Below are 24,239 nucleotides of genomic sequence, written 5' to 3'. Positions count from 1 at the left end.
GCGCTCAGCCCTCGTTCAGGAAGACGTAGTCGGCGGAGTAGGGCGCGCTCCTGAACTCGCCGGCCTTGTCGCAGGCACGTCGAGCTTGCCGCCATGGGTGTTGATGCGCTGGACCGTGGTCACGGGCGTGAGTGCGCCGCTGCCGCGATGCGAGGTGACGTCTAGTTTCAGCCAGGGAATGTCGGCTGCGGTCGCGCCCGGCGCATTGCCGGCGGCTTTACCCGTCACCGCGCTGCCGTCGGCGAGCTCCCAGTTCGGCCCGGCATAGTGTGATCGGCATGGTCGCATCTCCGCGCGAGGGCCACAGAATTGAAAAAGGGCCGCGCTTTGGCGCGGCCCTTGATCATGTCTGGCCCAGTCGGGCGAAATTGCGGACAGCTTACGCCGCCAGCTCTTTCGTGAGGTTCTCGGCGACCTTGTCGAGGAAGCCGGTGGTCGAGAGCCAGCGCTGGTCGGCGCCGACCAGCAGCGCAAGGTCCTTGGTCATATAGCCGGCCTCGACGGTGTCGACGCAGACCTTCTCCAGCGTGGCCGCGAACTTGGCGAGCTCGGGGTTGTTGTCGAGCTTGGCGCGGTGCGACAGGCCTCTCGTCCAGGCGAAGATAGACGCGATTGAGTTGGTCGAGGTCTCCTTGCCCTTCTGGTGCTCGCGGTAGTGGCGGGTCACGGTGCCGTGGGCAGCTTCCGCCTCGACGGTCTTGCCGTCGGGGGTGAGCAGCACCGAGGTCATCAGGCCGAGCGAGCCGTAGCCCTGCGCGACCGTGTCGGACTGCACGTCGCCATCGTAGTTCTTGCAGGCCCAGACATAGCCGCCGGACCATTTCAGCGCTGAAGCGACCATGTCGTCGATCAGGCGGTGCTCGTAGGTCAGGCCCTTGGCGTCGAACTCCTTCTTGAACTCCTTGTCGAAGATGTCCTGGAAGATGTCCTTGAAGCGCCCGTCATAGACCTTGAGGATCGTGTTCTTGGTCGACAGGTACACCGGGTAATTGCGCAGCAGGCCGTAATTGAACGAAGCGCGGGCGAAATCGATGATGGAATCGTCGAGATTGTACATCTCCATCGCGACGCCGGCGCCGGGCGCCTTGAACACTTCCTTCTCGATCACGGTGCCGTCCTCGCCGACGAACTTCAGCGAGAGGGTGCCCTTGCCGGGGAACTTGATGTCGGTGGCGCGGTACTGGTCGCCATAGGCGTGGCGGCCGATGATGATCGGCTTGGTCCAGCCGGGAACCAGGCGCGGCACGTTCTTGCAGATGATCGGCTCGCGGAAGATCACGCCGCCGAGGATGTTGCGGATGGTGCCGTTCGGCGACTTCCACATCTGCTTGAGATTGAACTCCTTCACCCGGGCTTCATCCGGGGTGATGGTGGCGCACTTGACGCCGACGCCGACCTTCTTGATCGCTTCGGCCGCGTCGATCGTCACCTGATCATTGGTGTGGTCGCGGTATTCCATGCCCAGGTCGAAATAGAGCAGCTCGACATCCAGGAACGGGTTGATCAGCTTGTCCTTGATGTACTGCCAGATGATCCGGGTCATCTCGTCGCCATCGAGCTCGACGACGGGATTGGATACCTTGATTTTTGCCATGATCGGGGGAGCCTCTTGGGAACGGCGCTTTTGGCGCGCCACGGGAATATCCGCCGCCTCTTAGCACCGCCGCGCGGCGGGCGAAAGCCAAGGGATTATGCACTTTTAGCTCATCCAGCTTGCGCAGGCGAGGAGCGGCCGGCCGGGCCTCGGCCCGGCCTTCGGGCCCGTTTCGGGCGAGATTCAAAAGTCGAATCCAAGTCGTTATTTCCCTTGAGAATTTTGTCAGGACAGGCAAACGACAGACCGCGAGGCGGCCCGGTCGTGGGGGCCGCTTGAATCAATTCCTAAGGCGGCCTTGCCAAGGCCTTGAGACGAAGAGTGGAAGCGAAAGCAGATGTCGGGGACTGACAAGAGCAAAGCGGGCCTTTCCCTCGACGGTCCCATCGTGATCCTGGTCGAGCCGCAGCTCGGCGAGAACATCGGCATGACCGCGCGCGCCATGGGCAATTTCGCGCTTGGCCGCTTGCGCATCGTCAACCCCCGGGACGGCTGGCCAAACATCGCCGCCCAGCGAGCGGCCGCCGGCGCGGACCATATCCTGGAGAAGGCGCAGCTGTTCGACACGGTCGAGCAGGCGGTCGCCGACCTCGACCTCCTGTTCGCCACCACCGCACGTCCCCACGACCAGGCCAAGCCCGTGGTCGGGCCGGAGGCGGCTGCCACCGAGATCGCAGGTCACGTCGCCTCTGGTGGAAAGGCCGGCATCCTGTTCGGCCGCGAGCGCTGGGGACTGACCAACGAGGAGGTCGGGCTCTCCAACCGCATCATCACCTTCCCGGTCAATCCGGGCTTTGCCTCGCTCAACCTCGCCCAGGCCGTGCTCTTGGTCGGCTATGAATGGTTCAAGCGTGCGACGTCGGGCGCGCTGCCGCACGCCATGCCTGAAAGATCCGAGCGCGCCTCGCAGCACCAGATGCAGGCCTTCTTCGACAATCTCGTGCGCGAGCTCGACAAGGTCGAGTTCCTGCGGCCCGCCGAGAAGCGCGACACCATGCTGGTGAACCTGCGCAACATCTTCACCCGGATGGAGCCGACCAAGCAGGACATGCACACGCTGCACGGCGTGATCATGGCGATCGCCGAGGGGCGCAAGGGTCCGGCCAAGGGCGGCGTGCTCGACGGCGAGCAGGCCACGCGCCTGCGCGCGCTGCTGGCCGAGCACGGGCAGGGCGGCGGTGTGCCCGACAGCGGCTCGACCGTGCGGGGCCTTGCCCGCCTGCTCCGCCGCAACCCGACCGACGCCGAACGCCTGCTCTGGCAGGCGCTGACGCGTGATCGCCGCTTCGCAGGTGGGTTCAAGCGGCAGACTCCCGTGGGGCGCCACATCCCCGACTTCGTCTCATTCCCGCACCGGATCGCGATCGAGCTGGTGAACCCGGGCGAGGGGGAGGCGATTGCAGCCGATCGCGCGTCGCGGCGGGCGTGGCTGGAGGCGCGGGATTATCGCGTGCTCGACATTCGGGCCGTGGATGTGGAGCGCGATCTCGAGGCGGAGCTGGTGCGGCTTGCCGAGATGTTGGGACAGTAGGGTCAGTGGGCCGCGCTGTCATCGAAGCGGGCGGATGCGGCGATGATGGCGGCAAGCAGCGCGGCGATCAGGATGATGGCCAGTGCGGCTGTCCACCCATAGGCCTCAACGGCACTTCCGACCGCGACAGGTCCGGCCACCTGGCCGAGATTGCTGCCCTGCATCACCAGTCCGGTGACCACAGGAATGAGTGCGGCGGATGGCGCGAGCAAGGGGATCGATGAGATCAGGACGGCCGGCATCAGACCACCGACCGCAGCGAACAGGATGCACAGCAGAAGCGTGGGCGTATCGCCGAAGATCTGCAGGAAGATGCCAGGAGCTGAAAAGCCCATGGCCAGACAGGCCGCGACGAGCAGCACTGAACGCCGGGCACCGCGCGCGAGCAGGTAGCCGGCAGCGACATTCCCGGTGATGTTGCTTGCGGTGGCGAGAGCACTGAGCATGCCGGCAGTGCCATGAGGGATGTTCATCCGCTCCATCAGCAGCACCGGGAGGAAGCTGAACAGCGCGAAGAACATCAGGCTGTAGAGGGCAAAACATCCGGCCAGCAGAAGCGGGCCCTTGCTTGTCGCGACGCGCACGGCATCCGACATCGTGCGCCTCCACGATGCCGACATGCGCTTCGGGGCAGCCGGAATACTCATCCACGCGGCCACGATGGCGATCGCCGCAGGACCGGCGCTGCCCCACCACAGAGCGCGCCAGTCGCTGAAGAACGTCCCGACGAGCATCGCGAGCGCAATGCCGGCCGGCATGAAGCAGCTCCACAGGGCAAGCGGAACGTCCTGTTGCCCGGACGGGACTGCTCTGTTCAGGATCGCCGGACCCGCAACAATGATCAGAAGAAATCCTGAGCCTTCTACGATGCGCGATGCGAGAAGCACCGCATAGTCGGTTGCGAGCGCGCCGATGATGGCGCCAAGGATGAGCAGCCCGAGGCCGACAATGAGACTTCGCCGATCTCCGGCGCGGGCGACGAGGGAGCCGGCAGGGATACCGCCCAACAGGCCGAGAACAGCGATGATCCCGGTCAGCCAGCCGGCAGCGGCGAGGTCAAGGCCCAGATCCTTTTGCAGCATGGGCGTGGCGATCGCAGCCTTCCCCACCTGGATCGCGGCGACGACGCCGGAGCCCACGACGATGCTCACCACATGCCAATGTCGATCTCGCAAGGACGAGGCAGGTGCTGCCGCCGCCATCAGGCCGCCTCCGTGAGCCGCCCAGCGGCCAGGGCGCGAGCGATCTCGGCGACATGGCGTCCCTGAAAGCGTGCCCCGGCCAGTTCGTTGGCGCTTGGACGACGATCCCCGCCGCTGCCGTCGTCGGCGAGGGTCGATGCGCCGTAGGGCGAGCATCCGGTGACCTCGTCCATGCGCATCTGTCCCTTGAATGTGTAGGGCAGCCCGACCACGACCATGCCGAGGTGCAGCAGCACGCTGTGCACGGACAGAATGGTGCTTTCCTGGCCGCCATGCTGGCTGCCCGTCGATGTGAAGACGCTGCCGACTTTGCCCACGAGCTTGTTCTCGAACCACAGGCCGCCGCACTGGTCGAGGAAGTTCTTCATCTGCGCGGCCATGTTCCCGAAACGCGTCGGGGTGCCAAGGATGATCGCGTCGTAGTCCGGCAATTCGGCCACGGCGGCGGTGTCGGCGCGTTGATCGACCTTGTATCCGGCCCTCTGCGCGACGTGGTCGGGCACAATTTCCGGCACGCGCTTGATGGCGACTTCGGCTTCGGCCTCCCGTGCACCCCGGGCCATCTCTTCAGCCATCGTCTCGATGTGACCGTAGGACGAGTAGTACAGCACCAGGACCTTCGTCATTTTGCTTCCTCGCTCTTAGGTGGGGGCTAGCAGCCAAAATAGGTCTGTGCTTGATCAGCGGTAGCGCGATAAGATCGATGAGTTCGATCGATTGGATAGATCATGCTGGACGTGCTGACGCTAGATCAGTTGCGAACATTCGTGACGGTGGCGGAATGCGGGAGCTTCCGGGCGGCCGCGGCTCGGCTGTCCCGTGTTCAGTCCGCCATCAGCCATGCCATCGCCAATCTGGAGGCCGAACTGGGTGTTGCGCTGTTCGATCGCACGGGTCATCGGCCGGTCCTGACGCCCGAGGGGCAGTCACTGCTCGCCAACGCGCGTGACATTCTCCTCAGGGTCGATGCGATGCGGGCGCGGGCCCGGGGCCTTGGCGAGGGAGTCGAACTCGAGCTTTCCCTGACAATCGACACGTTGTTTCCGATCGGCATGGTCGGCGCGGCATTGACGAAGATGCGCGCTGCCTATCCCTCGGTTTCAATCAGGCTTGCGGTCGAGCCGCTGGGTGGACCGATCGCCTCGCTGATCGACAAGCGCAGTTCGCTTGCGATCGTGGTCGGCGAGGATTTTCGCGATCCGCGGATCGCACTCGAGGCGATCTCGTCGGTCGAGCAGGTTGCCGTCGTTTCCGTCGATCACCCATTGGCGAGGCGGCAATCGCGCAACAGGATCAGCCTTCAGGATCTGGCCGATCATCTGCAGATCGTTCTGTCCGATCCGACGCCGCTGACGGAAGGGCGCATGTTCGGTGTGCTTTCGCCCCAGACCTGCCGGGTCACCAATCAGGACACCAAGCATGCGATGATTCTCGCCGGTCTCGGCTGGGGCCGCCTGCCGTTCTGGCTGGTGGAGCGCGATCTGAGGGAAAGGCGCCTCGTGCGCCTTGCCACCACCGCCCTCGGACGGCGCAGCCAGGTTGCCGCAGAAGCCTATCTCGCGCACCGGCTGGACCAGCCGCTCGGACCAGCCGCGCTGGCTTTTCGCGAGGCCTTGTTGCAGATCGCCGAGGCGTAGGCGGACACGGCTCGAGGCGCGTCGCGTGCTCGACATTAGGGCAGTGGATGTGGAGCGGTGATCTGGAGGCGGAACTGGTGCGGCTTCAGGCGATGATGGCCAAGTCGGCCTGAGCATCGGGCCGCACGGACCCGTCGCCTGCAAGTGCGCAACCAAGGGCTGTGCATAGACAAGATTGGTTGCTATGAAGTCTCTGGAAATTGAGTGGGGACTGCATGTTTGGAAGGATCGGCCGCGCAGGAGTTCGTGCGGCAGCAAGCTTCGGTGTTGTGGCGCTGACGGCCTTGCTCGAAATGTCAGGCGCTCGCGCGGAAATGCCGTTGGCTTCCAAGTGTAACGCGGTCGGCAATTTCAGCCTCGATGACAGGATCGCAGGCTGCACCGCCATCATTCAGGCGGCGGGGACGGGCATGCAGCAAGGTGTGGTCATGGCGCGCTTCCGCCGCGCCATGTTCTACCGCCAGAAGGGCGAGATCGACCTTGCGATAGCGGACTACAACGAGATCATTGAGCGCGATCCGGGCAATCTGAACTCCCGCATCGCGAGGGCTTCTGCGCTGATCCAAAAGCGAGAGCCCGAGGCTGCGCTGCTTGATTATGCCAAGGTGATCGAGCTCGATCCGAAGAATACCTACGCCTATATCGGACGTGCTCACGTCTATTCGGCGAGACGCGACTTCGTCCGTGCCATCGCCGATTATGATCAGGCCCTTCTGATTCATCCGGACAATGTCATAGCGCATGTCGAACGAGGCCTCTCTTACGTCCGGAATGGGGATCCCGATCGGGCCATGGCTGACTGCGATCGTGCGGTCGAGATCAGCCCGCAAAACGGTGGAGGCCAATTGTGCCGCGGTCGAGTTTACTTCGCAAAGGGTAAGAGAGAGCTCGCGTTGGCCGCACTGGATCAAACCATCCAGATCAAACCCAGAAGCGAGAATTTTTACTACTTCCGAGCCGAATCCTTTTCTCAACTGGGTGAACTCGACCGCGCGATCGCCGACTATGACCGGATCATCGAGCTAAACCCACAGAGCCGGTCTGCCTATGGTTGCCGGGGCGTCGCCTATTTTCAAAAGGGTGATTACGATCGCGCCATTGCCGATTACAATCAGGTGATCCAGCTGGCACATAAGGGTCAAGGAAACACCGGCGATCGGCAGAGTCAGCTTCAAGGTCAGGATGCAGATCCCATTTCTGCGTCCGTCGCAGGTGAATCGATTGCGCTCGCGTCCACGGATGGCCCCGTGCTCCGCGCTCGGGGTGGGGCCTACCACGCGAAAGGGGAGCTTGACCGCGCTATCGCAGACTTCGATGACGCGATACGCCTCAACCCCAAGGATAAGGATGCATTCGGGCTCCGCGCCAACGCGTACAAGGCCAAGGGGGACTTCGGCCGCTCGCTCGAGGACTACGATCAACTCGTGCAGCTCGATCCCAAGGATGCGCGCGCCTACTTTCATCGTGCGAGGCTCTATTGGCAGACCGCTTCCTTCGCCCAATCGTTGACCGATCTGGATCAGGCGATCGAGCTCGATCCGAAAGGTGCCTATCCAGTCATCTGGCGCGAAATTGTTGCAAGGCGCAGCGACCAACCGAGCCGGCTGAGCGAGGCTGCAAAGCGGCTCGACGCGACGAAATGGCCCGCGCCGGTCGTCAACCTCTTCCTGGGTACGACGACGCCGGAGCAAGTGCGCAGCGCAGCGGACGATGCCGACCCGGCGAAGAAGAAGGGGCAGGTCTGCGAGGCGAATTTCTATATTGCCGAGCGAGCCCTGCAGAGCGGCTCCAGGGAAGAGGCGTTAAAACTGTTCGAGCAGGCGGCTGCCGATTGCCCGAGGACCTTTATCGAGAAGTCGGCCGCCGACGTCGAGCTTGCCGCGCTGCGAGCGAGCCGCTGATCGAGCGGACGGGTCCGTAGGCGGGCAAATCAAAGCTTACAGTTGAGACGGAATGGTGGGCACGGCGCGTCGCGCCTTTGCCCACCCTACGAAGTCATCGTAGCCCGGATGGAGCGCAGCGCGATCCGGGACAGTGTCCCCTTTACGAAGCAAGAACCGTCACACGGCCTCCAACTGCTCCGCCGCGCGCTTCTTCTTCGCCTTGGCCTGGCCGAGCAGGGGGCCTGCCGTAAGCGCCGCGGTATCCGCGACGGCCGGGTCGCGCGAGATCATGGCGGCGACGATGGCGCCGTCGATGATGAGGCCGAGCTGATGCGCCAGCACAGCGGGCTCGGCTGAGCCGAGCTCGCCGGCGAGCTTCTCGATGTGGCCGAGCACGATCTTCTTGTGCTTCAGCGCGATGTTGCGGAATTGCTTGGCATCCTTGTCGTGCTCGCCGACGGCGTTGATGAAGGGGCAGCCGTAGAAGCGCTCTTCGGCGAACCAGCTCTTCAGCGCGGGGAAGATGCGCGTGAGTTTCGCCTGCGCATCGCCGCCGCCTTGCTCCATGGCGCCGATGAACCATTCGCGCCATTGCTTGCCTTCGCTCTCCAGCACCGCGTTGACGAGGTTGGTCTTGGAGCCGAACAATTTGTAGAGCGTGGTCTTGGCGGTGCCGGCCTCTTCGATGATCGCATCGATGCCGGTGGCGTTGATGCCGTTCTTGCAGAACAGATGCGTTGCGGCGCTGAGCAGGCGCCCGCGTGCGGATTCGTCGTCGCCGGCAGCGGCGTGGGGCGGATTCTTCTTCGATGACGGCTTTGCCATGAGCGACAACTTAATCGCAGCCGCCTCGCATCAGCAAGCCGCATCTGTTCGGCGCCGAAAAGATTCGCATCCGCGCGCGCGTCTGCTCCGCCTTTGAGCAGGAGTGGGCTGACCAATCTGCAGGCAGCGACGCTTAAGCGGCTCCAAAGCCTCGCCTTTTGTTTTTCGCGAGATCTGGCACGCTCCATGCAAGGAAACAGACCGTTCGGTATCCTGCCGATTTCCACTTCTGCCAGGGAGAAGATTGATGACTGCCGTCGTTCAGAAGACAGTGCTGACGGGGTGCCTCGCGCCCATCGACAAGAACGGGCTCGAGCAACTGATTGCCAACGGCAAGGCAAACCCGAAGGTCATCAAGACCTTGAAGTGCAAGACGGTCGCGGAGGGCAAATTCCGCCACGCCAATTACATCCGCAACCTGCAGCCCTACATCGTCGACGAGCCGCCGGGTCTCTTAGGTGACGACACCGCGCCCAATCCGTCGGAAGCCTCGCTGGCCGCGCTCGGCTCGTGCCTCGCGGTCGGCCTGCATGCCAACGCCGTGCACCGCGGCTGGATCGTCAACAAGCTCGAGCTCGAGCTCGAAGGCGATCTCAACATCACCGCGGTCTGGGGCACCGGCGACACCTCCGACAAGCCGGTCGGCTTCACCGATGTCCGCGTCAAGGTCGACATGGAATGCGAGGGCATCTCGCCGGACGAGATCAACGCGCTGGTCGCCCATGTGAAGAAATGGTCGCCGGTCGCCAACACCTTCACCCGGCCGGTCAATCTCGAGGTCGGCATCTAGCAGACGGCAATCAGGACAGGGTGCGGGAGACGATCATGGGTTCACTGGCTTTATCGCGGGCCGACGTTCTGGATCAGCCCGCACCGTCCATCGCGGGCGAGGTGGCGCGGATCGCGCGCCAAGAGCTTGCGCCGCTCGCAGCCGGCATCGACGACGGATCGGTCTATCCGGCCGAGGTGCTGCGCAAGTTTGGTGCGGTCGGGGCATGGGGCAGCCACGTGCCGCACGAAGGCCCCGCCGATCTGCGTTGCGCGATCCAGGCGATGGCGGCGATCGGCGAGGTCTGCGGTGCCACGGCCTTCATGGCTTGGTGCCAGAACACGCTGGTCTGGTACGCGGCGAACTCCGCCAATGTGAAGCTCGCAAAGCGCTTCGGAGATGCCTTCTCGACCGGCCGCGTGCTTGGCGGCACCGGGCTCTCCAATCCCATGAAGAGCTTCTTCGGCATCGAGAAGCTCAAGCTAAAGGGCCGCAAGGTCGAGGGCGGCTATATCGTGCGCGGTGCGTTGCCCTGGGTCTCCAACCTCGGGCCTGATCACTACTTCGGCACCATCTTCGAGCGCGAGGACGAGCCGGGCATCGCAAGTGGCGAGCCCGGCACTGTCATGTTCCTGGCCGATTGCTCCGACCCCGCGATCACGCTGACGCCCTGCAAGCCGTTCCTCGCGATGGACGGCACCGGCACCTATGGCGTGCAGTTCCGCGACGCTTTCGTGCCCGATGAGCTGATCCTGGCCGATCCCGCCGCGCCCTTCGTCAAGAAGATCCGCGCCGGCTTCATCCTGCTGCAGGCCGGCATGGCGCTGGGGGTGATCAAGGATTGCATCAACATCATGGACGATGTCGACAATCTCCTCGGCCATATCAACCGCTATTTGCCGCAGCAGCCGGTGCATTTCCGCGAGCTCGCCGCCGAGCTCGAGGCCGAGACCATGGCGCTGGCGCGCGATCCCTACAACGAGGAGGAGACCTACTGGCGCAAGGTGATTGCGCTGCGGCTGCGCGCCGGCGAAGCCAGTGTCGCGGCGGCGCATGCGGCGATGCTGCATTGTGGTGCCCGCGGCTACCTCAAGAGCCACCGCGCGCAGCGGCGCCTGCGCGAGGCCTATTTCGTCGCGATCGTCACGCCGGCCACCAAGCAGCTGCGCAAGATGCTGGCCGAGTCCTGAGTTCTACGAGTCCACCCGAAGACCCCCAACCTCAACGGAGAGGCTGCCATGACTGACGTTCTGATCACTGCCGTCGAACTCGCCGATCTCTTGAAGACCGAGCCGTGTGTCGTCATCGACACCCGCAATCCCGACGCCTACGCCGCCGGCCATCTGCCGGGCGCCGTCAACGTGCATGAGATCTTCACGTTCCTCGCGACCTCCACGCCCGAGGGCATGGCCGAGCTCAAGACCAAGTTCGCCGATGCGTTCGGCAGCGCCGGTCTTTCCGGCAAGGAGACGGCGGTGATCTACGAACAGTCGATGAACTCCGGCTTCGGCCAGTCCTGCCGCGGCTATTACCTGCTCACCATGCTCGGCTATCCCAAGGTGAAGGTGCTGCATGGCGGCTTCGACGCCTGGTCGGCCGCGGGCTTCCCGGTGACCAAGGATGTGCCCGCGCCTGAGAAGGCCTCGTTCTCGATCGTGCCTGAAGCGGGCGAGATCCTGATCGACGCCAAGACCATGCTCGCCGCCGTCGGCAAGCCGGGCATCGCGATCCTCGACGTGCGCGACGTCGACGAGTGGATCGGCGACAGCTCGTCCCCGTACGGCAAGGATTTCTGCCCGCGCAAGGGCCGCATCCCGGGCGCGGTGTGGCTGGAATGGTATCGCATGATGAAGCCGACCGTCGAAGGCCCGCGCTTCAAATCCAAGGACGAGATTCTGGCGGAATGCGCCACGGTCGGCATCTCGCAGACTACGCCGGTCTATCTCTACTGCTTCAAGGGGGCGCGCGCCTCGAACACGTTCCTGGCGCTGAAGAACGCCGGCGTGAAGGACGTGCGGATGTATTTCGGCTCCTGGAACGAATGGTCGCGCGATCCCTCGCTGCCGATCGAGCAGGGCCTGCCGATCGCATCGGACGTCACCACCAAGGCAGCCTGAGCGCGCGCCTCGTCCTTCGAGACGACCGCTTCGCGGTCTCCTCAGGATGAGGCTAAGCGGCACCGGTGTCTGTTGATACTGTTGCCGCGCCCTCCGACCTCATCCTGAGGAGCCCGCCTAAAGCGGGCGTCTCGAAGGATGGGCCCCTTGCGGACGAGGCGCGATTCCCAGCGCCTTGATCCGTGAGGCCAGCGTGGTCGGCTTGATGTCGAGGATCTCGGCGGCGCCGCCGGGGCCGAAGACTTTTCCGGCGCAGGCCTCAAGCGCGGCGAGAATGTTGGCGCGCTCGTGGTCGCGCATTTCCGACGACGTCATGATTGCGGGGCGCGCGTCGGGCCTCTGGCGGGTGGCGCCGCTGGGCGCTTGTTCACCTGAAGGATCGGGCAGATCGATGCGCAGGCGGCCGTTCTGCGACAGAATCGCAGCGCGCTCGATCACGTTCTGGAGTTCGCGGACATTGCCGGGCCAGTTGTAGCGGGTCAGCCGCCGCGCATCGCCCTCCGACAGACGGAGGTTCGATTTCAGCGCCTTGCTCTCGCGCGTCAGGAAATGCTGGGCCAGCAGGGGAATGTCCTCGCGGCGTTCGCGCAAGGGGACGGTCTCAATCGGAAACACGTTGAGACGGAAATAGAGATCCTCGCGGAAGCGGCCGCGCTGGACCTCCTGCTTGAGATCGCGATTGGTCGCGGCGATGACGCGAACGTCGACGGCGCGGGTGCGCGCCTCGCCGACGCGCTCGAAATGGCCTTCCTGCAAGACGCGCAGCAGCTTGCCTTGCAGCTCGAGCGGGATCTCGCCGACCTCGTCGAGGAATAGCGTGCCGCCGTCGGCGAGCTCGAAGCGGCCGATGCGGTCGCGCGTTGCGCCGGTGAAGGCGCCGCGGACATGGCCGAAGAACTCGCTCTCGAACAATTCGCGCGGGATCGCGGCGCAGTTGACGCGGATCAGCGGCCGGTCGCTGCGGGTGGAATCCTCGTGGATGGCGCGCGCGATCAGCTCCTTGCCGGTGCCGGATTCGCCGGTGATCATCACCGCCGCGGTGGTCGGCGCCACCAGCTTGACCTGGCGCAGCGTCTTCTGGATCGCCTCGCTTCCCCCGATGATGCCGCGCGGGTTGGTCTCGATGCGGATTTCCTCCTGGAGATAGGCGTTCTCCAGCTCGAGCCGCTCGCGCAAGCGGTCGACCTCGGCAAGGGCCGCGTGCAGCTTCTCGGCGGCCTCGCGGCGCTGGCTGACATCGCGAAACACCACGACGGCGCCGACCACGACGCCGCGATCGCGGATCGGCGTCGAGGTGTACTCGACCCAGGCCGGCGAGCCGTCCTTGCGCCAAAACACCTCGCCGTCGACCTGGTGCACGGCGCCGTCGCGGAACGCCGCATAGATCGGGCAGTCGTGGTTGTGATAGTGCCGGCCGTCGTGATGGGTGTGGTGGACGATCGGGTGGATCTCCTTGCCGACCAGCTCCTCGGCGGTCCAGCCCAGCATGCGCTCGGCCGCAGGGTTGACGAAGGTGGTCTTGCCTTCGGCGTTGACGCCATAGATGCCTTCGCCGGCGGCGCGCAGGATCAGCTGGTTCTCGCGCTCGATGTCCTGGAACACGCGCTCGACCCGCTGCCAGGTCGAGATGCCGCCGCGCATGTGGTCTTCGGCGGCAGCATCGACATTGCGCCGGCGGCGGGCTTCGAGGTCGGTCAGCGTCAGCAGCAGCAGCGTGCGGCCGTCATGCGGCAGCAGGCAGCCGGCATATTCGAGCTTGAGATCTTGCCCGGTGGCGTGACGGGGATTGAGCGCGGTGGTCCAGTAGGCGCCCTTGTGCAGCACGGCCTGGGTGAAGACGGTGAGGGCGGCAAGCTCGCCGGCGTGGAGCGTGCTGGCCCTGGTCTGCCGCAGCAAAGCGCGGTCGTAACCGAGCAGGGCGCAGGCGGCGGGATTGGCATCGACGATCTGGTCGCCGTAGGGATCGACCAGCAGCATCGCCTCGACCGAGGATTCGAACGCCGCGATGCGCGGGTCGATGACGGGGGCCACCTCGTCGTGGACGGGCATTGGCGTCGTTGCCATTGCGAAATCTCGTAATTGAACTACGAAATCTCGTTTATCACGAGTTTTCGTAGCGGCCAAGCGCGGGTGAAAGTGCTGCGTCATCAAGGCAATGTCCGCTTCTTCGTCGGTGGCATGCTCCTTGCGTAATTCCTTCTCGCATTGACGCGCAGGAGGGCCGATGTCCACGTTCGACAATCCGTTTGATCCCGATCGCAAGCTTCGAGCCGGCTGTGTTTGCGGCCAGCATCGTTCCGCAGCTGAGCATGAGCAGGCGACGGCGCTGCATTGCGAGCCGGTCGCAAGCGAAGAGAAGCGCTACGAGGGCGTGGTCGCCTCCGCGGTGATGCGCGCGATGTTTCCGCAGGACGTGGCGCGGCGCGCTTTCCTGAAGTCGGTCGGCGCATCGACCGCGCTCGCGGCGCTGTCGCAATTCTTCCCGATTCAGACGGCGACCGAGGTGTTCGCGCAAGCCGGCGCGCCCGAGAAGAAGGACCTCAAGGTCGGCTTCATCCCGATCACCTGCGCCACGCCGATCATCATGGCAGCGCCCATGGGCTTCTATGCCAAGCACGGCCTCAACGTCGAAGTTGTGAAGACCGCCGGCTGGGCCGTGATCCGCGACAAGACCATCAACAAGGAATACGACGCTGCGCACATGCTGGCACCGATGCCGATCGCGATCTCGCTCGGCCTTGGCGCCAACGCCATTCCGTTCACCGTCCCGGCCATCGAGAACATCAACGGGCAGGGCATCGTGCTGGCGAGCAAGCACAAGGACAAGCGCGATCCGAAGGACTGGAAGGGGCTGAAATTCGCCATCCCCTTCGACTATTCCATGCACAATTATCTCTTGCGCTATTACCTCGCCGAGCACGGTCTCGATCCCGATACCGACGTGCAGTTGCGCTCGGTGCCGCCGCCGGAGATGGTCGCGAATTTGCGTGCCGACAACATCGACGGCTTCCTCGCGCCCGACAACATCTGCCAGCGCGCGATCTATGACGGCGTCGGCTTCATGCATCTGCTCTCCAAGGAGATCTGGGATGGCCATCCCTGCTGCAGCTTTGCTGCGAGCCGCGAGTTCATCACGTCAGCGCCGAACAGCTTCGCGGCGCTGACGCGAGCGATCGTCGATGCCACCGCCTTCGCCTCGAAGGCCGAGAACCGCAAGCAGATCGCCGAGGCGATCGCGCCTGCGAACTACATCAACGCGCCTGTCACCGTGCTGGAGCAGGTCCTGACCGGCACCTATGCCGACGGCCTCGGCGGGGTGAAGACCGATCCCAAGCGCGTCGATTTCGATCCATTCCCCTGGCAGTCCTTTGCGGTTTGGATGCTGACGCAGATGAAGCGCTGGGGCCAGATCAAGGGCGACGTCGACTACAAGGCGGTGGCCGAGCAGGTGTATCTGGCAACCGATACCAAGAAGCTGATGACCGAGATGGGCCTCACGCCGCCGGCGAGTGCCTACAAGTCGTTCGCGGTGATGGGCAAGAATTTCGATCCGGCCAAGCCCGAGGACTATCTGGCGAGCTTCAAGATCAGGAAGGCGTCGTGATGGCCAGCGCTCTATCTTCACCTCGCCCAGCTTGCGGGGAGAGGTCGGGGGCACAGATCCCTCGACAATCTCACGTGTCGAGGGAGGCCCCTCACCCCGACCCTCTCAGCGCGAGCGAAGCTCGTCGCGCCCCCGTAAGAACGGGGAGAGGGAGATGACCGCCTCCCTCCGCCTCCGCGCCGGCCTCGTCTCCATCGTGCTGCTCGCCGCCTTCCTCGGCATCTGGCATCTCGCCACACGCTCGACCGGCACGACGGCGACGATGAGCCCGGAATACGCCAAGCTGATGGGCCTCACGGCGACGCAGGGCAAATCGGCGATGCCCGGGCCGCTCGATGTCGGCGCAAAGCTCTGGGAGCATCTGAAGCGGCCGTTCTACGACAACGGGCCGAACGACAAGGGGCTCGGCATCCAGCTCGGCTATTCCATTGCGCGCGTCGGCACCGGCTATCTGCTGGCCGTGCTGGTGGCGATCCCGCTCGGCTTTCTGATCGGCATGTCGCCGCTGCTGAGCAAGGCGCTCGATCCGTTCATCCAGGTCTTGAAGCCGATCTCGCCTTTGGCCTGGATGCCGCTCGCGCTCTACACAATTAAGGATTCCTCGGTCTCCGCGATCTTCGTCATCTTCATCTGCTCGATTTGGCCGATGCTGCTCAACACGGTGTTCGGCGTCGCGAGCGTGCGCAAGGAATGGATCAACGTCGCGCGCACGCTCGAGGTCGGCACCGTCAGGCGGGCCTTCACCGTGATCCTGCCGGCAGCGGCCCCGACCATCCTGACGGGCATGCGCATCTCGATCGGCATCGCTTGGCTCGTGATCGTCGCCGCCGAGATGCTCGTCGGCGGCACCGGCATCGGCTACTTCGTCTGGAACGAGTGGAATAATTTGTCGATCACCAACGTCATCATCGCGATCCTCCTGATCGGGATCGTCGGAATGCTGCTCGACCAGATCCTGGCGCGCTTCACGCGCATGGTCACGTTTCCGGAGTAGAGGCGATGACCGACAAGTTCATCTCGATCGAAGGCATCGCCAAGCGCTATCCAGGTGCGGGCGGCGCGACGACCACCATCTTCGAGAACCTCTGGCTCTCGATGGCGCGCGGCGAGTTCGCTTGCGTGATCGGCCATTCCGGCTGCGGCAAGACCACGGTGCTCAACATCCTCGCCGGGCTCGATGCGCCGAGCGAGGGCGCGGTCATCGTCGACGGTCAGGCGATCTCGGGCACCAGCCTCGACCGCGCCGTGATCTTCCAGAGCCATGCGCTGCTGCCCTGGCGCACGGTGCTCGGCAACGTCGCCTATGCCGTCAGCTCGAAATGGCGCAGCTGGGACCGCGCCAAGGTCAAGGTGCATGCGCAGAAGTTCATCGATCTGGTCGGCCTCTCCGGCGCCGAGCACAAGCGTCCCTCGGAGCTGTCGGGCGGCATGAAGCAGCGCGTCGGCATCGCACGGGCGCTGTCGATCACGCCGAAGATGATGCTGATGGACGAGCCGTTCTCGGCGCTGGACGCGCTGACGCGCGGCACGCTGCAGGACGAGGTGCGGCGGATTTGCCTGGAGACCGGGCAGACCGCGTTCATGATCACCCACGACGTCGACGAGGCGATCTATCTCGCCGACAAGATCTTCCTGATGACCAACGGTCCCGGCGCGGTGCTGGCGGAGGTGGTCGAGAACCCGCTGCCGCGGGACCGCGGCCGCACCGACCTGCACCGCCATCCGCTGTACTACGCGCTGCGCAACCACATCATCGATTTCCTGGTGACGCGCAGCAAGACTTTTACCACTGAAAAGCCGGATCACGATCCGCGCAATGTGCCGACGGTGCAGATCGGCAAGCCCGGGCTCTCGATCGCATCAAGCGGCGAAGAGCCGCGACAGACCTGGATGCCGGGGACAAACCCCGGATTGAGCGCCTAGCAAGGAGACCCTAATGAAACGCGAAGACCTCACCGAAAAACTGCTCGACATCAAGCGCGAGAAGGGCTGGAGCTGGAAGCACATCTGCGAAAAGATCGGCGGCTATTCCGAGGTGCTGATCGTCGGTGCGATCATGGGCCAGATGAAGCTGACGAAGCCGCAGGCTGCCAATGCCGGCGAGCTGTTCGGCCTGTCGAAGGCGGAAGTTGCCATGCTCAACGAGGTGCCGATGCGCGGCACCGGCACGCCGATGCCGCCGACCGACCCGCTGATCTACCGCTTCTACGAGATGGTGATGGTGAACGGTCCGGCCTGGAAGGCGCTGATAGAGGAGGAGTTCGGCGACGGCATCATGTCGGCGATCGACTTCGACATGGGCATCGAACGCGTCGCCAACCCCAAGGGCGACCGCGTCAAGATCACCATGAGCGGCAAGTTCCTGCCGTATAAATATTACGGCGCCAGCGGCAACGTGCCGGAGTATGGCTTCAAGGAGGAGTGACCGCGGCGAAGGCGGCGCGCAGCTCGCCGACCGGCGCCATCTCGCGGATGTAGGTGAAGGACCCCTTGTCCTTCATCTCGCGCGCGCAGTTCAGGAACGCTGCGAGCGCGTAGCGCGACATGGCTCCGCCGACGCTGATGCGCTTGACGCCAGCGGCGGACAATTGCTCGACGGTTAGCGTCGGGTCGGCAAAGCCCATCACGTGGTTGAAGGGCTTGCCCAGCGAGGACGCCACCGTCCTGATCGTGGCGAGATCGTACAGGCCCGGCGCGTAGAGGACGTCGGCGCCGGCGGCCTCGAAGGCCTGCAGGCGGCGGATCGTATCGTCGATGTCCTTGCGGCCGTGCAGGAAGTTCTCGGCCCGCGCCGTCAGCGTGAACGGAGTGGGCAGCGCGCGTGCCACCTCCACCGCGGCCTGGACGCGCTCGACGGCGTGGGAGAAGTCGTAGATCGGGCGATCGCGATCGCCGCTGAAATCCTCGATCGAGCCGCCCACCGCGCCAGTGTCTGCGGCACGCCGAATAGCTTCGGCGGCGCGTCTCGGCTCATGTGCGCCGCAATTCTCGAGGTCGACGCTGACGGGCAGGTCGGTCGCTTCCACGATCGTGCGTGCGTTGGCGAGGATGACCTCGAGGCTGACGCCGCTGCTGCCGAGCATGTTGGCGACCCCGAGGCTCGTCGTGGCCAGGGCTTCGAAGCCCATCGCCGCGAGCAGCTTCGCGGTGCCGGCATCCCATGGATTGGGAATGATGAAGGCACCGGGCCGCTCGTGCAACGCGCAAAACGCTCTCGCCTTGTCCAACTGGCTCGTCATGGCTCGTCTCCATTGTCTGTCCCAACGAGCTTTAGGCGCACTTTCGTCATCCGCCAAATTTGTTATTCTGTCAGATATCATCAGCTTTTTGCATGAGGTCGCGATGGACAGTGACGCCCTCAACACCTTCCTGGCGGTTCATCGCAGAGGCGGGATTTCGCATGCCGCGAAATTCCTGCACCGCTCGCAGCCGGCGATTTCGCGCCGTATCGCTCTATTGGAGCAGGAGCTCGGCGTTCCCCTGTTCGAGCGGGTGGCAGGCCGCACCCGGCTGAGCGATGCCGGGCGCGTGCTGATCCCCTATGCCGAGCGCGCAGTGGCCGCGGCGCAGGATGGCGAACAGGCGATCCGCGCACTGACCAAGCAGAATGCAGGGCCGGTTTCGCTGGCCGTGACCGGGACACTCGCTGACAGCCGCCTCTCGACCATCATGAAGCGGTTTACCAAGGAGCATCCCGCCGTCGTGCTGAGCTTGCGGACGGCGACCAGCGCGGAGGTCAGCGATCTCATCCGGCGCGGCGAGGCCACGATAGGCCTGCGCTACAACGCCGACGGCTCGGGCGATCTCGCCTGCGAGCAGATCCTGCGCGAATCGTTGCAAGTGGTCTGTGCGCCCGACCATCCTCGCGCCGGACAGCGGGTGAAACGCCTCGCCGAGCTTGGTGGCGAGCGCTGGATCGCATTCCCCGAGATTCGCGGGCGCCGCGAGATTGCCGCGGCTCACGTGTTCGCGCTGTTTCTGACGCGGGGACTTGGCGAGGTGGAATGGACGGCCGTGGACAGCCTCACTGCGCAGAAGCGGCTGGTGGAATCGGGCTTCGGTCTTGCACTGCTGGCAAAAAGCCATGTGGCGGAGGAGCTGCGTGCGGGCTCGATCGCGACGATCGCCGTGGGCGACCTTGGTGCGCACCAGGATATCATCCTCGTCACGCGTCGTGACGGGTTTTTGAGCGCTGCCGCAGAGCGCCTGCTCGAAACCATCCGCCGCAACTATGCCGGGCCGAATGTCTCGAGCACGCGGGAAGGCAGAAGAAGAACGCCGGCGCGCAAGGCTATTGCGCGCCGGCGGGTCGGTTGACTCGATTATTTCCCCGCCTTCACCTCGGCGGCGGCAACTGCGAGCAGCTCGCTCATCTTGGCGCGAATCGCCTGCTCGGTGACGGCGACGTTCTTGGCGGCGAAATCGGTCGTCAGCTTGCGCACGACGTCGGCATCGCCGGCCTCCTCGAAATCGGCCGCAACCACCTCCTTGGCATAGGCGGTGGCGGCATCACCGGTAATGCCGAGCTTCTCGGCTGCCCACAGGCCGAGCAGCCGGTTGCGGCGGGCCTCCGCCTTGAACTTCTGCTCCTCGTCGAGGGCGAACTTCTTCTCGAAGCCTTCCTGGCGCTTATCGAACTCGCTCATGCCTGTTCCAAATCCTCGCTGAATGAAGCGGGAGCCTTCCGTTGCGGCGACCCGGCTGCATGCCTACATAGATAGCACGAATCGGCAAAACAACGGGCCGTTAAGCCGCAGGCAAGACGGTATAAGTTGGCGCCGGACGGCCGGATCGATTGTGCTCGGACAGCCAATCGGATAGGTTGCCTAAGGCTTGGTTCCCGTTCTGTTTCCAACGGGTTATAGATGGGTTCCTGGCCGTTCACGGCAGCTCCGCTGTGGGTCGTAATCCTAGTCAACCGGAGCACACCAAATTCATGGATTTCAACAAAACACGGTACATCCCCATGAGCCGTCGGCGTCGCATTTATGAAGGCAAGGCAAAGGTTCTTTACGAAGGCCCCGAGCCCGGTACCCTGATCCAGCACTTCAAGGACGACGCCACCGCGTTCAATGCGAAAAAGCATCAGGTGATCGAGGGCAAGGGCGTCCTCAACAACCGGATCTCGGAGTACCTGTTTCAGCACCTCAACGACATCGGGGTGCCGACCCATTTCATCCGCCGCCTCAACATGCGCGAGCAGTTGATTCGCGAGGTCGAGATCGTGCCGCTCGAGGTGGTGGTGCGGAACGTCGCCGCCGGCTCGCTGTCGCAGCGCCTCGGCATCGAGGAGGGCACGCAGCTGCCGCGCTCGATCATCGAGTTCTATTACAAGAACGACCAGCTCAACGACCCCATGGTGTCGGAAGAGCACATCACAGCCTTCGGCTGGGCGACGCCGCAGGAGATCGACGACATCATGGCGCTCGCCATCCGCGTCAACGACTTCCTCACCGGCCTCTTCCTCGGCATCGGCATCCGCCTCGTCGACTTCAAGATGGAGTGCGGGCGCCTGTTCGAGAACGAGATGATGCGCATCATCGTCGCCGACGAGATCTCGCCGGACAGCTGCCGGCTGTGGGACATCAAGTCGAACGAGAAGCTCGACAAGGATCGTTTCCGCAGGGATCTCGGCGGCCTGCTCGAGGCCTACACCGAAGTTGCAAAGCGTCTCGGCATCCTCATGGAGAACGAGCGTCCCCAGGGCACCGGCCCGGTGCTGGTGAAGAGCTGAAGAGGACTTTTGACGTGAAGGCACGTGTCACCGTTACCCTGAAGACGGGCATCCTCGACCCGCAGGGCAAGGCCATCGAAGGCGCGTTGAAGTCGCTCGGCGTCGACGGCGTCGCCAGCGTCCGCCAGGGCAAGGTGTTCGACATCGAGCTCGCCGGCGCCGACAAGGCCAAGGCGGAGGCGGCGCTGAAGGAAGCCGCGGACAAGCTCTTGGCGAACACCGTGATCGAGAATTATGCGATCGAGATGAAAGCCTGAGCGGAGTGGCGGATATCGGCAAAGAGCTGATTTTCGAGCTGCTGAAGCAGGTCGAGCAAACGCTCGGTGATGTCGAATACAAGATCGACGAAATCAGGTCTGAGCTGAGCGCCTGTCGAGAAGAGCAGCTTCTCATGCTGCACGACCTTCAGGTGGCGCAGAGCACGTGGTCTGGCAGACGAGGCATGTAACCAGTCTGAGCGTCTGGACTCACAGCCATCCCGCCCGCCGAAAGCGCCAGTACAGCGACCCGCATGCCGCCAGCATCACGCCGAGCAGCATGAAATAGCCGTACTCCCATTCCAGCTCCGGCATGTGCTTGAAGTTCATGCCGTAGATGCCGGCGAGCGCGGTCGGGACCGCGATGATGGCGAGCCAGGATGCGAGCTTCTTGGACACCGCCGTCTCCTGGGCCTGGCCGACCAACAGGCTCGCCTCGAAGGCGAAGGCCAGCACCTCGCGCATGGAATCGATGCGCTCCTGGATGTTGCGGACGTGGTCGGTGACGTCGCGGAACAGCGGCTGCATGGCCTGCCGCACCATCGACAGGTCGTCATGCTCCAGCCGGCGGCAGACCTCCACCAGCGGGCCGATCGCGGTCCTCAGCCGCAACAGGTCGCGGCGCAGCATGTAGAGCCGCTCGATCTGCGCCTTGCTGATCTGCTTGGAGAGCACGTCGTCCTCGATGCCCTCGACCTCGTCGTGGATGCTCTCCAGCACGGGCGAGTAATTGTCGACGATGAAATCGAGGATGGCATAGAGGATGTAGTCCTCGCCGCGCGCGAGCGCCCGCGGGCAGCTCTCGCAGCGTTCGCGCACCGGCGTGTAGGAGGTCGAAGCGCCGTGGCGCACCGAGACCAGATAGCCTTCGCCGACGAAGATGTGGGTCTCGCCAAAGGCAATGCGCCCCTCGATCAATTGCGCGGTGCGCGCGACGATGAACAGGGCCTCGCCATATTGCTCGATCTTCGGCCGTTGATGGGCGTGGTTGGCGTCCTCGATCGCGAGGTCGTGCAGGTCGAACTGCTTCTGCACCGCGCCGAGCAGCGCCATGTCGGGCTCGTGCAGCCCGATCCACACGACATGGCCGGGCTTGGCTCGCCAGCTCGAGGCCTCGCTGATGGCGATATTGGCGACCCGGCGGCCGTCGACATAAGCGCCGGCGGCGACCACGCCCTCGGCGGATACTGCTTCGGCGAGAGATACGGGCAGCGACGGGACGTTCATGGCTTCAATCCCGGGCAAATCGAGCGGCCAAAGGCGCGTGGCTATGGCCTGTGTACAAGGGCGCTCCGCAACGCTAGCACTGGTAAAATCTCCGTCAAATGGTTATGTCTGTTCACGAATTGGCCCGTTGGCCAGCCTCGATTCCCAGCCGCGTCGGAACCTCTGCCATGAAAGCCGCCATCCTCGTCTTTCCCGGAATCAACCGCGAGCGCGACATGGCGCGCGCGTTGAGGCTGATCTCCGGCAGCGAGCCCGCGATGGTCTGGCACGCCGAGACCGCGCTGCCTGCGGGCACCGATCTCGTCGTCGTGCCCGGCGGCTTCTCCTACGGCGATTACCTGCGCTGCGGCGCGATTGCGGCGCGTGCACCGGTGATGGATGCGGTGCGCGACTATGCGGCCAAGGGCGGCCTCGTGCTCGGCGTCTGCAACGGCTTTCAGATCCTGTGCGAGTCCGGTCTCTTGCCGGGCGTGTTGATGCGCAACGCGCGGCTGAAATTCATCTGCCGCGACGTGCATCTGCGCGTCGAGCGTTCCGACACGCCGTTCACGCGCGGTTACAATGCCGGCCAGGTGATCCGCGTGCCGGTCGCCCATGGCGAGGGCAATTACGAGGCGGACGAAGAGACCATCAAGCGGCTCGAAGGCGAGGGGCGGGTGCTCTATCGCTACTGCTCCGCCGACGGCGTGGTCGACGAGGCCGCCAACATCAACGGCGCGGCGCATTCGATCGCCGGCATCGTCAACGACCGGGGCAACGTGCTCGGCATGATGCCGCATCCGGAAAACCACGTCGAAGACATCATGGGCTGCACCGATGGTCGCGGCTTGTTCGCCGGTCTCGCCCAGCATCTGGAAAAAGCCGCGTGATCTCGTTCGTGGTGAAGCGTGCGCTCGCCGCGATCGCGGCGCTGGCGTTCGCGACATTTTCGATCGCCACTTGCGCATCCGCGCAGGATTATCCCAAGCGTCCCATCACCATGATCGTGCCGTTCGCGGCCGGCGGCACCTCGGACGTGATCGCGCGCGCGGTGGCCGAGCAGATGGGCATCGCGCTCGGCCAAACCATCGTGATCGAGAATGTTGCGGGGGCCGGCGGCTCGACCGCGCTGGCGCGGGCCTCCCGCGCCGAGCCGGATGGTTATACGATTGCGATCGGCAATGCCGGCACCAATGCCGCGACCTACACGATCTATCCAAAACTGCCGTTCACGCCTGATTCCTTCGTGCCGATCGCGATGGTGGCGAAGACGTTCGGCATCATCGCGCTGCGCAAGGACTTTCCGGCGAAGGACCTGAAAGAGTTCATCGCCTATGCCAAGGCCAATCCGGGCAAGATCAATCTCGGCCATGCCGGCGTCGGCTCCTCGAACTATCTGATCTGCAAAAGCTTCGTCACAGCAGCCGGGATCCACGCGACGCTGATCGGCTATCGCGGCGCCGCGCCCGCGCTGACCGACGCGGTCGGCGGCCAGATCGACGGCGTCTGCGATGCGGCCGCCTCGGTTTCCCAATCGATCAACGACAAGCTGGTGAAGGGCCTCGTGGTCGGCTCGACCGTGCGGCTCTCAACGCTGCCGGATCTGCCGACCTCGGCGGAAGCGGGCCTGCCCGAGTTCGAGGCACAAGGCTGGAACGGCCTGTTCGCGCCCAAGGGCACGCCGCCGGCCGTGCTCGCCAAGCTGAATGCCGCGGCGCGCACGGCCGTCGAGACCGAAGCGGTGAAGAAGCGCTTCGCCGACCTGTCGACCGTCGCGCCCGATGCCGACGAGCACGCGCCCGACGTGCTGCAAAAGCTCGTGACGCGCGACGTCGAAAAGTACCGCAAGATGCTGGCGGACGACGCCAACAAGTAGCCCG

General features: G+C 64.4%; 24 protein-coding genes and 1 pseudogene. 16 read left to right on the top strand and 9 right to left on the bottom strand.

The features are described from left to right. Positions 1 to 4: 4 nt before the first annotated feature. Positions 5 to 288 (bottom strand): annotated as a pseudogene (locus tag I6F37_RS05710) (DUF3455 domain-containing protein). Positions 289 to 379: 91 nt separating this feature from the next. Beyond that, positions 380 to 1,594, bottom strand: a complete 1,215-nt coding sequence (locus tag I6F37_RS05705; RefSeq protein WP_036012990.1) for an NADP-dependent isocitrate dehydrogenase — start codon at positions 1,592 to 1,594, stop codon at positions 380 to 382. Positions 1,595 to 1,931: 337 nt separating this feature from the next. Between I6F37_RS05705 and I6F37_RS05700 the strand changes: the two genes are divergently transcribed. Further along, positions 1,932 to 3,125, top strand: a complete 1,194-nt coding sequence (locus tag I6F37_RS05700) for a TrmJ/YjtD family RNA methyltransferase (RefSeq protein WP_036012988.1) — start codon at positions 1,932 to 1,934, stop codon at positions 3,123 to 3,125. A 2-nt stretch (positions 3,126 to 3,127) separates the two neighbouring features. Here the strand turns inward: I6F37_RS05700 and I6F37_RS05695 are convergent, their stop codons facing one another. Both I6F37_RS05695 and wrbA read right to left on the bottom strand, forming a co-directional pair. Continuing rightward, a complete protein-coding gene (locus tag I6F37_RS05695; protein ID WP_036012986.1) occupies positions 3,128 to 4,327 on the bottom strand; it encodes a CynX/NimT family MFS transporter in 1,200 nt (399 codons plus the stop codon). Then, positions 4,327 to 4,953, bottom strand: coding sequence for an NAD(P)H:quinone oxidoreductase (gene wrbA / locus I6F37_RS05690; RefSeq protein WP_036012985.1), 627 nt, complete (start codon positions 4,951 to 4,953; stop codon positions 4,327 to 4,329). Before wrbA ends, I6F37_RS05695 begins: the two co-directional genes overlap by 1 nt. A gap of 102 nt (positions 4,954 to 5,055) precedes the next feature. Between wrbA and I6F37_RS05685 the strand changes: the two genes are divergently transcribed. Together I6F37_RS05685 and I6F37_RS05680 are read left to right on the top strand one after the other, a co-directional pair. Next, positions 5,056 to 5,964, top strand: a complete 909-nt coding sequence (locus I6F37_RS05685) for a LysR family transcriptional regulator (RefSeq protein ID WP_109143213.1) — start codon at positions 5,056 to 5,058, stop codon at positions 5,962 to 5,964. Between the two features lie 215 nt (positions 5,965 to 6,179). Then, positions 6,180 to 7,865: a tetratricopeptide repeat protein gene (locus tag I6F37_RS05680; protein WP_036012965.1), complete on the top strand. Its 1,686-nt coding sequence runs from the start codon at positions 6,180 to 6,182 to the stop codon at positions 7,863 to 7,865. Positions 7,866 to 8,024: 159 nt separating this feature from the next. Here the strand turns inward: I6F37_RS05680 and I6F37_RS05675 are convergent, their stop codons facing one another. Next, positions 8,025 to 8,672 (bottom strand): TetR/AcrR family transcriptional regulator, encoded by a 648-nt coding sequence (locus tag I6F37_RS05675; RefSeq protein WP_036012964.1) that lies wholly within the window; start codon positions 8,670 to 8,672, stop codon positions 8,025 to 8,027. 247 nt (positions 8,673 to 8,919) lie between these two features. Here I6F37_RS05675 and I6F37_RS05670 point away from each other — a divergent pair, with 247 nt between their 5' ends. From I6F37_RS05670 to I6F37_RS05660, 3 genes are read left to right on the top strand one after another with little or no spacing between them, the layout of a single operon-like run. Continuing rightward, on the top strand, positions 8,920 to 9,462 hold the full coding sequence (locus I6F37_RS05670; RefSeq protein WP_036012963.1) for an OsmC family protein: 543 nt from the start codon (positions 8,920 to 8,922) through the stop codon (positions 9,460 to 9,462). A gap of 35 nt (positions 9,463 to 9,497) precedes the next feature. Further along, complete coding sequence (locus tag I6F37_RS05665; RefSeq protein WP_036012981.1) at positions 9,498 to 10,631, top strand: acyl-CoA dehydrogenase family protein; 1,134 nt, start codon at positions 9,498 to 9,500, stop codon at positions 10,629 to 10,631. A gap of 48 nt (positions 10,632 to 10,679) precedes the next feature. Continuing rightward, the gene (locus I6F37_RS05660; protein WP_036012962.1) at positions 10,680 to 11,558 is read left to right on the top strand and encodes a sulfurtransferase; all 879 of its coding nucleotides are present in this window, start codon (positions 10,680 to 10,682) and stop codon (positions 11,556 to 11,558) included. A gap of 117 nt (positions 11,559 to 11,675) precedes the next feature. Here the strand turns inward: I6F37_RS05660 and I6F37_RS05655 are convergent, their stop codons facing one another. Continuing rightward, the gene (locus tag I6F37_RS05655) at positions 11,676 to 13,622 is read right to left on the bottom strand and encodes a sigma 54-interacting transcriptional regulator (RefSeq protein WP_036012960.1); all 1,947 of its coding nucleotides are present in this window, start codon (positions 13,620 to 13,622) and stop codon (positions 11,676 to 11,678) included. 160 nt (positions 13,623 to 13,782) lie between these two features. On the opposite strand from I6F37_RS05655, the gene I6F37_RS05650 reads away from it, so the two are divergent. From I6F37_RS05650 to cynS, 4 genes are all read left to right on the top strand, one after another. Continuing rightward, positions 13,783 to 15,162, top strand: a complete 1,380-nt coding sequence (locus tag I6F37_RS05650) for a CmpA/NrtA family ABC transporter substrate-binding protein (protein WP_036012958.1) — start codon at positions 13,783 to 13,785, stop codon at positions 15,160 to 15,162. 154 nt (positions 15,163 to 15,316) lie between these two features. Then, the gene (ntrB, locus tag I6F37_RS05645) at positions 15,317 to 16,156 is read left to right on the top strand and encodes a nitrate ABC transporter permease (RefSeq protein WP_036012956.1); all 840 of its coding nucleotides are present in this window, start codon (positions 15,317 to 15,319) and stop codon (positions 16,154 to 16,156) included. A gap of 5 nt (positions 16,157 to 16,161) precedes the next feature. Next, entirely contained in the window at positions 16,162 to 17,085 is a 924-nt protein-coding gene (locus tag I6F37_RS05640) for an ABC transporter ATP-binding protein (protein ID WP_036012954.1), read from the top strand. Positions 17,086 to 17,098: 13 nt separating this feature from the next. Further along, positions 17,099 to 17,587, top strand: coding sequence for a cyanase (gene cynS, locus I6F37_RS05635; RefSeq protein ID WP_025037304.1), 489 nt, complete (start codon positions 17,099 to 17,101; stop codon positions 17,585 to 17,587). On the opposite strand, the gene I6F37_RS05630 is transcribed toward cynS, so the two are convergent. Next, positions 17,574 to 18,401, bottom strand: coding sequence for an oxaloacetate decarboxylase (locus I6F37_RS05630; protein WP_225150538.1), 828 nt, complete (start codon positions 18,399 to 18,401; stop codon positions 17,574 to 17,576). The two genes, cynS and I6F37_RS05630, sit on opposite strands and share 14 nt — an antisense overlap. A gap of 103 nt (positions 18,402 to 18,504) precedes the next feature. Here I6F37_RS05630 and I6F37_RS05625 point away from each other — a divergent pair, with 103 nt between their 5' ends. Beyond that, positions 18,505 to 19,479 (top strand): LysR family transcriptional regulator, encoded by a 975-nt coding sequence (locus I6F37_RS05625; RefSeq protein ID WP_036012977.1) that lies wholly within the window; start codon positions 18,505 to 18,507, stop codon positions 19,477 to 19,479. A gap of 5 nt (positions 19,480 to 19,484) precedes the next feature. Here the strand turns inward: I6F37_RS05625 and I6F37_RS05620 are convergent, their stop codons facing one another. Further along, on the bottom strand, positions 19,485 to 19,808 hold the full coding sequence (locus I6F37_RS05620) for a DUF1476 domain-containing protein (protein WP_225150536.1): 324 nt from the start codon (positions 19,806 to 19,808) through the stop codon (positions 19,485 to 19,487). A 320-nt stretch (positions 19,809 to 20,128) separates the two neighbouring features. On the opposite strand from I6F37_RS05620, the gene purC reads away from it, so the two are divergent. From purC to I6F37_RS05605, 3 genes are read left to right on the top strand one after another with little or no spacing between them, the layout of a single operon-like run. Further along, positions 20,129 to 20,896, top strand: coding sequence for a phosphoribosylaminoimidazolesuccinocarboxamide synthase (gene purC, locus I6F37_RS05615; RefSeq protein WP_172782948.1), 768 nt, complete (start codon positions 20,129 to 20,131; stop codon positions 20,894 to 20,896). A 14-nt stretch (positions 20,897 to 20,910) separates the two neighbouring features. Beyond that, on the top strand, positions 20,911 to 21,153 hold the full coding sequence (purS, locus tag I6F37_RS05610; RefSeq protein WP_036012950.1) for a phosphoribosylformylglycinamidine synthase subunit PurS: 243 nt from the start codon (positions 20,911 to 20,913) through the stop codon (positions 21,151 to 21,153). 5 nt (positions 21,154 to 21,158) lie between these two features. Continuing rightward, positions 21,159 to 21,344, top strand: coding sequence for a hypothetical protein (locus I6F37_RS05605; protein WP_036012948.1), 186 nt, complete (start codon positions 21,159 to 21,161; stop codon positions 21,342 to 21,344). A gap of 19 nt (positions 21,345 to 21,363) precedes the next feature. Here I6F37_RS05605 and I6F37_RS05600 read toward each other — a convergent pair whose 3' ends face one another. Continuing rightward, on the bottom strand, positions 21,364 to 22,380 hold the full coding sequence (locus tag I6F37_RS05600) for a magnesium and cobalt transport protein CorA (RefSeq protein ID WP_036012946.1): 1,017 nt from the start codon (positions 22,378 to 22,380) through the stop codon (positions 21,364 to 21,366). Positions 22,381 to 22,547: 167 nt separating this feature from the next. On the opposite strand from I6F37_RS05600, the gene purQ reads away from it, so the two are divergent. After that, positions 22,548 to 23,249: a phosphoribosylformylglycinamidine synthase subunit PurQ gene (gene purQ / locus I6F37_RS05595; protein WP_036012944.1), complete on the top strand. Its 702-nt coding sequence runs from the start codon at positions 22,548 to 22,550 to the stop codon at positions 23,247 to 23,249. After that, positions 23,246 to 24,235, top strand: coding sequence for a tripartite tricarboxylate transporter substrate binding protein BugD (locus tag I6F37_RS05590; RefSeq protein ID WP_036012942.1), 990 nt, complete (start codon positions 23,246 to 23,248; stop codon positions 24,233 to 24,235). The genes purQ and I6F37_RS05590 overlap by 4 nt, the downstream gene beginning before the upstream one ends. Positions 24,236 to 24,239 lie beyond the last annotated feature (4 nt).

The organism is Bradyrhizobium sp. NBAIM08, assembly GCF_020193935.1.
Classification (GTDB): Bacteria; Pseudomonadota; Alphaproteobacteria; order Rhizobiales; family Xanthobacteraceae; genus Bradyrhizobium; species Bradyrhizobium yuanmingense.
The sequence above is the reverse complement of the archived record's forward strand: the minus strand, read 5'-3'. Positions and strand labels throughout refer to the sequence as shown.

Excerpts from the sequence above, each read along its gene's own strand:
- I6F37_RS05705 (WP_036012990.1), bottom strand. The coding sequence starts at position 1,594 with ATGGCAAAAATCAAGGTATCCAATCCCGTCGTCGAGCTCGATGGCGAC.
- I6F37_RS05700 (WP_036012988.1), top strand. The coding sequence starts at position 1,932 with ATGTCGGGGACTGACAAGAGCAAAGCGGGCCTTTCCCTCGACGGTCCC.
- I6F37_RS05695 (WP_036012986.1), bottom strand. The coding sequence starts at position 4,327 with ATGGCGGCGGCAGCACCTGCCTCGTCCTTGCGAGATCGACATTGGCAT.
- wrbA (WP_036012985.1), bottom strand. The coding sequence starts at position 4,953 with ATGACGAAGGTCCTGGTGCTGTACTACTCGTCCTACGGTCACATCGAG.
- I6F37_RS05685 (WP_109143213.1), top strand. The coding sequence starts at position 5,056 with ATGCTGGACGTGCTGACGCTAGATCAGTTGCGAACATTCGTGACGGTG.
- I6F37_RS05680 (WP_036012965.1), top strand. The coding sequence starts at position 6,180 with ATGTTTGGAAGGATCGGCCGCGCAGGAGTTCGTGCGGCAGCAAGCTTC.
- I6F37_RS05675 (WP_036012964.1), bottom strand. The coding sequence starts at position 8,672 with ATGGCAAAGCCGTCATCGAAGAAGAATCCGCCCCACGCCGCTGCCGGC.
- I6F37_RS05670 (WP_036012963.1), top strand. The coding sequence starts at position 8,920 with ATGACTGCCGTCGTTCAGAAGACAGTGCTGACGGGGTGCCTCGCGCCC.
- I6F37_RS05665 (WP_036012981.1), top strand. The coding sequence starts at position 9,498 with ATGGGTTCACTGGCTTTATCGCGGGCCGACGTTCTGGATCAGCCCGCA.
- I6F37_RS05660 (WP_036012962.1), top strand. The coding sequence starts at position 10,680 with ATGACTGACGTTCTGATCACTGCCGTCGAACTCGCCGATCTCTTGAAG.
- I6F37_RS05655 (WP_036012960.1), bottom strand. The coding sequence starts at position 13,622 with ATGGCAACGACGCCAATGCCCGTCCACGACGAGGTGGCCCCCGTCATC.
- I6F37_RS05650 (WP_036012958.1), top strand. The coding sequence starts at position 13,783 with ATGTCCACGTTCGACAATCCGTTTGATCCCGATCGCAAGCTTCGAGCC.
- ntrB (WP_036012956.1), top strand. The coding sequence starts at position 15,317 with ATGACCGCCTCCCTCCGCCTCCGCGCCGGCCTCGTCTCCATCGTGCTG.
- I6F37_RS05640 (WP_036012954.1), top strand. The coding sequence starts at position 16,162 with ATGACCGACAAGTTCATCTCGATCGAAGGCATCGCCAAGCGCTATCCA.
- cynS (WP_025037304.1), top strand. The coding sequence starts at position 17,099 with ATGAAACGCGAAGACCTCACCGAAAAACTGCTCGACATCAAGCGCGAG.
- I6F37_RS05630 (WP_225150538.1), bottom strand. The coding sequence starts at position 18,401 with ATGACGAGCCAGTTGGACAAGGCGAGAGCGTTTTGCGCGTTGCACGAG.
- I6F37_RS05625 (WP_036012977.1), top strand. The coding sequence starts at position 18,505 with ATGGACAGTGACGCCCTCAACACCTTCCTGGCGGTTCATCGCAGAGGC.
- I6F37_RS05620 (WP_225150536.1), bottom strand. The coding sequence starts at position 19,808 with ATGAGCGAGTTCGATAAGCGCCAGGAAGGCTTCGAGAAGAAGTTCGCC.
- purC (WP_172782948.1), top strand. The coding sequence starts at position 20,129 with ATGAGCCGTCGGCGTCGCATTTATGAAGGCAAGGCAAAGGTTCTTTAC.
- I6F37_RS05600 (WP_036012946.1), bottom strand. The coding sequence starts at position 22,380 with ATGAACGTCCCGTCGCTGCCCGTATCTCTCGCCGAAGCAGTATCCGCC.
- purQ (WP_036012944.1), top strand. The coding sequence starts at position 22,548 with ATGAAAGCCGCCATCCTCGTCTTTCCCGGAATCAACCGCGAGCGCGAC.